This is a genomic window from Pseudomonas sp. RL_5y_Pfl2_73 (genome assembly GCF_963970515.1).
Taxonomy (GTDB): domain Bacteria; phylum Pseudomonadota; class Gammaproteobacteria; order Pseudomonadales; family Pseudomonadaceae; genus Aquipseudomonas.
Window position 1 is genome coordinate 1 of the sequence record NZ_CAXAPD010000060.1, and the last position, 6,601, is coordinate 6,601.

The window sequence follows — 6,601 nt, forward strand, 5'->3', positions numbered from 1 at the left end:
TGGCGTCCAGGCGTTGCTGGATCAGCCCGACTTCGTTGTAGTGCCAGGTGGTGCGTTGGCGCAGGGCATCGGTATGGGTGAGCAGGCGACCTTCGGCGTCGCGCTCGAAGAGTTCGTCGGTTTTGTCGGGGTGGATCAGTCGCACCAGTTGCCCGGCGCGGTACTCGTAGGTGGTGACGTGACCTTCGGCATCGGTGAAGCGGCTGAGCTGGCCGAGTGCATCGTAGTCCCAGTGGCTGACCTTGCCTGAGCAGTCGGTGTAGCGGATCAGTTGGCCGTCTGCGTTGTAGGTCAGTTGTTTGGCGCCGCCGTTGGCATCGGTGATGACTACTGGGAGGTTGTCGCTGTTGTAGGTGTACTGGCTTTTGTTCTCCAGCGGATCGATGGTTTCGATGATGTTGCCGCGTTGATCGTAGTCGTACTTCCACAGGCCGCCTTCGGCGTCGCGGGTTTGAAGTTGGCATAGGCATTGGCGCGATCAAGTCAATGCCGGTGTTGTCCGGTTGTTAAAGAGCGGGGTTGCCGGTCAGCGGTGAACGGCGCTGCGGGAGCCGCTGGCGATCAGGGTGGCACCGCAGGTGGTCTTCATGCCATCCAACGCCACGGGAATGCCGTTGACGGAATAGGTGCTGCTGCCTTCGGCAATGGGGAAGGGGCCCTTGCATAAGGGGCACATCACCATGTGGCCTTTGCCCGCCATGGGCTTGCCGTTGAGGTTGGTGTGGGGGATGGATTCGGTGACAACACCACCGTGGTTGGTGGTGTCCCCGAGCCTAATGATTAGGTTCATGCACATTCTTCTTTTTAATTCAGGGCGTTGAAGGTGCCTTCTCTGGTGTTGCGTATTCTTTTATAGAGCACTCATATATATGATTGTCAGAGTCTTCGAAGTAGTCCACAGATATTTGGGAGGAAAAGTCTACTGCAATAAATCTTATTTCGTCGCTAGTGCTTTCATTAAAATTAAAGTTATTATTTAATTTGGTGTTTGGTTCTATCAGTACAGCTCCGCAGTATTTCCAGTCTTCATCAATTAGTGCGTAGAAGTCTTTTTGTGCAAGCCGAGTTGCAATGAAGTTAAAGCACTCATCAAGGGACTCATAAGTTCTCTCTATGCAGTGAGTTGGCTGCATTGATCTGAGATTCTCAATAATTTGGTCCGTCTCAGGGAGGCTTTTTCGAGACTCCTCTCGGTATTCATTCAAAAAAATGCTATTTATTTTTTTTTTAAATTTCTCTAGTATCTTGTTTCCTTGAGCTTTTCTAAATAATAACTCTCTTTCGTAAGGGGGGATATTCATGAGCAACACTCCTTTTCATAGAAGGCTTTTCCTTTGCCATTACGAATCTGCGGTCGTCCGTGCCTGCTCATTCTTGGATTTCCGTCGTCATCAAGTTTGACTTTTCCAGATTCCCAATGGGGTTTGTCCGGATGACTAACATCCATCGTTTGTTGTTGTACTGATGCAAGTCCTTTACCGCCTCCAGGTTGAGGTGTTTCATAGCGATACTCCCATCCAGATTTATTTTTTGACTGACTAATAGGTTGTTGGCTTGTGGGTATTCCTGCTTGTCTCATAGATTCACGTCGAGCGGCCCTAGAAGTGGCGAGCGGATTTTTTTCACTTCCCGGTGCTAATGGCTCATCCTTCAACCCTAGCGGATCAGTCCACTCCACCGGGTTTGGTGCATAGGCATAAACATTGAGCCCACCCGCAAACCCAATCGGATCCTTGCCAATAAACCGCCCGACCTGTGGATCATAGTACCGATAGCGGTTGTAGTGCAGCCCGGTTTCGACATCAAAGTACTGCCCCTGAAAGCGCAGTGGATTGCGGATATCTGTGCGCTTGGCAGTCTCACTGCGCTGTTCCTTGGCTAAACCCCAAGCTTTGTAGATGCCGGCCCAGGCGATGTCGCCGTGTTCGTCCGTCAGCTCCATCGGCGTGCCAAGGTGGTCGCATTGGTACCACGCCACGGCGCTGAAGCTCACCGGCTTAGGTTTGTGCTGCCACACCGGATCGCGGTCGATGTCGTAAGCGCCCTCATAGACTGGCTGGGGCAGCAGTTGGATACTGCGTTGTTCCACAGCCTGCGCCACTGGCACAAAGCTGCCCGGTTCAAAGAAGTAGTGGGTCAGGCGTTCGCTCTTGTCGTTGTTGCGGCTCTCAAAGGCCAGCAAGTCACCGTCCCAACCGTAGATGGTGTAGCCGCAGCCGTACTGTTCATCGAGTTTGGCGCGTTCCAGCTTGTTCCACATCGGCCCGGCTTCGCGGCGGTCGTGGTATTTGGCTTTGGACAGTTTGAACAGCCGTCGGCCCAGCGCGTCGTAGGCAAAGGTGGCGGTCAATCTGTCATCTGCGTAGCCGATCAGGCGATCGTACAGATCCCAGGTGAAGTGGGATTTTTTGCCGTTGTGCAGGCGCTCCTTGAGGTTGCCGCGTTCGTCGTAGCTGTAGTGGGTGCCGACGTAGTCGCGCAGCAGGTTGTCTAGCAGCTTGGTTGGGCCGTATTGATTGGGGCGGCGCGGTGCCTGCGGGTCAAGCAGGTTACTGGCTGGATCGAAGGCGAAGGTCTCTTCGCCGCTGATGGTCTGGGCGGCGAGCAGTCGACCCAACGGGTCATAACGGTAGCTGAGCGTGCCGCGCCGGGTGTCGTCGATGCGGGTCAGTTGACCGGCGGCGTCATGCCGGTAGTTGCGTACCACCAGGCGTTGGGAGTCGCCGCGTTTACCCAGCGCCTGTTCCTGTAGTTGACCGTTGGGCGTCCAGGCTTGCCGTTGTTGCAGGCCGTTGCCTTGGTCACGGCTGATCTCGCGGTGCAGGTTGTCACGTTGGTAGCTGAGCAGCTCGGTGTCATCGACCTTCAAGGCCAGCAGATGGCCGCTGCCATAGGTCAACCAACTGACACGATGGCCGTCCGGCCGAGTGGTGGCGATACGTTGGTTGAGGGCATCGTATTCATGCTTCCAGATCGCTACATGCGGTTCCTGCAGGTAGCGCAGGTATTGGTGCTCGCGGGTGTTGTTGCCCGCACGGTCGTAGAACCATTGCAGCTTGCACGCGGCATTCTCGGCCAGCAGCAAATTGCCATTGCCGTCGTAGGCGAAGGTTTCGGTCTGCCACTCCAGACCTTCCTTGTGCCCTGCATGACGGGCGATAAGGCGGCCCATCGGGTCGTACTCAAACTCGTTGACCCGGTTGCCATCAAGGCGGCGAGTCGGTTGGTTGCTGCCGTGGTCGTAGAGGTAGTGGGTGGTTTGCTGGTCGAAACCGGTTTCCTTGATCAGGCGTCCGGCCGGGTCGTATTTGAAGCTGGCGGTGCTGTTGTTTTCGTTGCGCAATTCGATCAGTTGGCCGAGGCGGTCCCAGCGGTAATCGAGGGTGGTGCCGTTGGCATCAAGGCGCTGCTGGATCAGCCCGGCTTCGTTGTAGTGCCAGGTGGTGCGCTGGCATAGGGCGTCGGTGTGGCTGAGCAGGCGACCTTCGGCGTCGCGCTCGAAGAGTTCTTCGGTTTTGTCTGGGTGGATCAGTCGTACCAGCTGCCCGGCGCGGTATTCATAGGCGGTGACGTGACCTTCGGCATCGGTGAAGCGGCTGAGCTGGCCCAGTGCATCGTAGTCCCACTGACTGATTTTGCCCGAGCAGTCGGTGTAACGAATCAGTTGGCCGTCGGCGTTATAGGCCAGTTGCTTGCTGCCGCCGTTGGCATCAGTGATGACTACGGGCAGGTTGTTGCTGTTGTAGGTGTACTGGGTGGTGCTCTCCAGCGGGTCGATGGTTTCGATGATGTTGCCGCGTTGATCGTAATCGTACTTCCACAGCCCGCCTTCGGCATCGCGGGTTTTGAAACATTGGTCCTGGTCGTCGTAGGCGTGATGGACGCTGCTGCCGTCGGAGCGGGTGTGCTGGAGCAGGTTGCCACGCTCGTCGTAGGCGTAACTGTCGGTGCTGCCGTCGGTATGAATGTGCTGGGTGATGTTCTTGGCATCGTCGCGGTAGAACCACTCCTCATTCCCGTCCGGGTAGATGATGCGGTACGTGTAGCCGAGGATGTCGTAGTAGTGCTGGGTTTTCTGGCCCAGTGCATTGGTCATGTAGGTCAGGCGGATGTTCTCGTCCCACTCCAGACGGGTGTCTTGACTTCCGTCGTCGGCCCATTCGCGTATGGCCTTGGCATCAGGGCCTTCGCCTTGCCATTGCAGGTTCATGCCGCGCCCGGTGCGGTCGGTGTAACGGGTGATCAAGTGATGCTGATACTGGTAGTCCCACTGAGCGGTATGTTCATCGCGGGCTGCGATCAGGTCGCCGTGTTCATCGTAGTCATAGCCGGCCAGTTGGCGGTGGGGCTGGCCTTCGTGCATCAGCCATAGGGCAGTGATGCGACCGTGCTCATCAGTGTGAGTGTGAATATGGTGTTGCGGGGTATCGTTCTGGTAGGTGACCAGATCCGAAAGCACTGCTCGGCCCGCGTGTTGATGCTCGTAGTGCAGGGCGATGCGCGCACCACCGCGTAGGGCAATTGCAGTCAGCCGAAACTGGTCCCCAGCGCGCTGATAGTGTTCCTGACTCTCGTGGCCCCGCAGGAGTGTCAACTGAGTTTTGCTGACGCGGGCAATTACCACGCTTTCGATAGGGTCGTAGTGGTGTCCCTGAACCTTCGGCAACGAATAGCTATGGCTGCGCCCGTCAGTCGCATGGTAGGTGAGCTGATCCTCGTTTAGGTCGAACCGGCTGGCAAATGGCGTGATCCAACGTGCACCGAACGGACTATTGTCGAATGCAGAGAGCGATGAGCGATAGATCCTGTTCCACTCCAAGGGAAAAACGCCGGCGAGCTGGAAGTCGGTGTGGACAATCGTCTCGCTGCCCATGGCAAAGCTGATGTTGCATCCGGTTCCCCCGGCGGTTCCTTGTTTTCTGCAATTGGCGTCGGCGCGGGCCGGGCGTTGCGCAGGGCTGGCCTCGTTGCCATTCTGGGGTTGTTGTTTTCTGCTTTCATTGGTTCTGGCAGGGCTGACATTGGCCTGATTGGGTGCTCGTTTTCGTTTTCCTACGGCCAAGACAAGTGCATTGACAATCACTGCGATGCTGCCGGGTTCGGTAGTCATTCCTATTTTTTTGATTTTGTCGCCAGCGATCTCGCCAATCTGCTCAATGCTGACCGCAACGGGTTCAAGCATTTTTATCAACTTCTGCTTATCAACACCGAAGCCCAGGTCCTCCTTGCTGTACCCGAGGCCCGTAGTTCTTTTTATGTAGTCGGCGGCATTTACTATCAGGCTTATGCCTGGGAACAGCACGTTGAGCGCAACGTCTTGTACGGTTCCGTTGGCGACAGACCGTATGAGGTTTGCCAGGAATTTGCATACCTCGACAATTTTTGCCGCAAAATCTTTAAGGATGTTCTGCAGGGTGCTCTGGACTTTGTTAAGGGTTTCCTCAAGATCTCCAGGGCAAATGTTTGCCAGGGCGTTTTCAATTGAAACTATAAGAGCTTGCGCAATGCCGTCCTTGGGGCTGGTTCTGACCGCTTTTAATGCGGGGCGCATAACTGCGCGGGCTGGGCCAATGGCGGGGATCGGGACTATTGCAAACAGATTGATGCCAAGGCTCACCCAGTTAAAAATGTCGGACCTGTATTCGCTGTTGCCTCGTGCGAGCCCGATGATGTCACCAACGGCATCGGTGGCTGCGAATATTGATCCGGCAACCGGCAGCATTTCTCCGACCGTAATGACCGCCCGCCAGTTGACAACATCGCCGGTGAGAGTGGTGAGCCATTTGGCCAGCATTTCTGTGCCTTCTACGACATCCTCTTCGGTAAACGTGTTCGTGGGAGCAACCACTCCGCCACATCTATTATCCATTGTGGTTCTCCCTTTCCTTGAGTTGTGTGTTCAACAGCCCACCCATTGGTAATGGCATGAGCTTTTGGATGGCCGTACCACTCAACTCTTTGGTGAGGGAGGCAGGGCTGGGCGGGGTGTTTTTTGTAGTGCTGGCTTCTGCGGCGAACAGGCTGTTTAAAGCCTGTTGCATTGCGGTAGCGGGTGGGCGTGCGCCAGCTTTGGCGTGAGCTGATGAGTCTTGATTGTCAAAAGGGGCAGCGGATGCGGTCTCTGTTTTATCGCGACCAAACAGCACCTTGACCGGACCCGGTGCCAACCCTGCTACGGCCGCAAAACCATTGCCATCCAGCTTGCCCTTGATGACCTTGCCCAGGGCATCGTCAACCTGGTACTCCGCGCCCTTGAACGCATGACCATTGGCATACTGCTGAAACAACTCCAAATTCCCTTTCCCGGCCTTGGGCTCCTCTGGAAACGCCGCCGCCTGGCTCTTCGCTCCCTTGTAAATGAAGTCCGTGGCGTGCGCCGTGTACAACCCACGGGTGGCATGAGTAATCCCACCCGCGTTGTAGGTGGTGCTACTCCCCGCCGCCTGAATCACGATCTCTTCCTTGGCACTCAGAGTGATGCGCTCAGCCGTCACGGTGACCTTAAGTTTGGCCAACACGTTGATGTTGTCTTTCAGCGCCCGGATGTCGATATCGCCGGAGGCCGCCACCAGCCGCCAGCCCAGGCTCTGCACGAAGGTGC

General features: G+C 56.1%; 6 protein-coding genes. 2 read left to right on the forward strand and 4 right to left on the reverse strand.

The window, feature by feature from the left end:
* Positions 1 to 250: hypothetical protein (locus AACY42_RS28875; RefSeq protein WP_445261762.1), on the forward strand; the 250-nt coding region annotated here is incomplete at its 5' end.
* Positions 251 to 526: 276 nt separating this feature from the next.
* On the opposite strand, the gene AACY42_RS27690 is transcribed toward AACY42_RS28875, so the two are convergent.
* Genes AACY42_RS27690 through AACY42_RS27700 form a run of 3 tightly spaced genes read right to left on the reverse strand, consistent with a single transcriptional unit; the run spans position 527 to position 4,873 of the window.
* Positions 527 to 790, reverse strand: a complete 264-nt coding sequence (locus AACY42_RS27690; RefSeq protein ID WP_339483669.1) for a PAAR domain-containing protein — start codon at positions 788 to 790, stop codon at positions 527 to 529.
* 19 nt (positions 791 to 809) lie between these two features.
* Positions 810 to 1,301, reverse strand: coding sequence for a hypothetical protein (locus AACY42_RS27695; RefSeq protein ID WP_339483670.1), 492 nt, complete (start codon positions 1,299 to 1,301; stop codon positions 810 to 812).
* A complete protein-coding gene (locus tag AACY42_RS27700) occupies positions 1,298 to 4,873 on the reverse strand; it encodes an RHS repeat-associated core domain-containing protein (RefSeq protein WP_339483672.1) in 3,576 nt (1,191 codons plus the stop codon). Before AACY42_RS27700 ends, AACY42_RS27695 begins: the two co-directional genes overlap by 4 nt.
* Between AACY42_RS27700 and AACY42_RS27705 the strand changes: the two genes are divergently transcribed.
* The gene (locus AACY42_RS27705) at positions 4,850 to 5,485 is read left to right on the forward strand and encodes a hypothetical protein (protein WP_339483674.1); all 636 of its coding nucleotides are present in this window, start codon (positions 4,850 to 4,852) and stop codon (positions 5,483 to 5,485) included. The genes AACY42_RS27700 and AACY42_RS27705 overlap by 24 nt on opposite strands.
* 376 nt (positions 5,486 to 5,861) lie before the next feature.
* Here AACY42_RS27705 and AACY42_RS27710 read toward each other — a convergent pair.
* On the reverse strand, positions 5,862 to 6,601 hold a 740-nt coding region (locus AACY42_RS27710; RefSeq protein ID WP_339483676.1), incomplete at its 5' end, for a DUF2345 domain-containing protein.

Excerpts from the sequence above, each read along its gene's own strand:
- AACY42_RS27700 (WP_339483672.1), bottom strand. The coding sequence starts at position 4,873 with ATGGGCAGCGAGACGATTGTCCACACCGACTTCCAGCTCGCCGGCGTT.
- AACY42_RS27695 (WP_339483670.1), bottom strand. The coding sequence starts at position 1,301 with ATGAATATCCCCCCTTACGAAAGAGAGTTATTATTTAGAAAAGCTCAA.
- AACY42_RS27690 (WP_339483669.1), bottom strand. The coding sequence starts at position 790 with ATGAACCTAATCATTAGGCTCGGGGACACCACCAACCACGGTGGTGTT.